The following is a 290-nucleotide window of genomic DNA, read 5'->3' as shown; positions in this document are numbered from 1 at the left end:
TGCGATCGCGACCTCTACGAAGCTTTGAAACGGGGGGAGTTTTGCTACGTTTTGAACTCGCGACAGATGGGAAAATCTTCCCTGCTGGTGAGAACCCGCCACCAATTGCAGCGGGAGGGCTATAAATGTACGACCCTGGATTTGACCATGATCGGGGGCGAAAACATCACGCCCCTACAATGGTACAAAGGCATCGTCGCCGATTTGCGGAGAGGATTCCGACTCTCCCGGGAGTTCAACTTAAAAACCTGGTGGAAAGAAGCGGACAACATTTCATTTTTGCAGCGGTT

The 290-nt window shown here is 51.7% G+C and carries 1 protein-coding gene; it reads left to right on the top strand.

Features of this window, described 5'->3' with window-relative positions:
* A partial coding sequence (locus AC0QHF_RS29250; protein ID WP_324707806.1) for an AAA-like domain-containing protein occupies window positions 1-290 on the top strand: 290 nt, incomplete at both ends.

Source organism: Lyngbya sp. CCY1209, assembly GCF_055795065.1.
The sequence above is the reverse complement of the archived record's forward strand: the minus strand, read 5'-3'. Positions and strand labels throughout refer to the sequence as shown.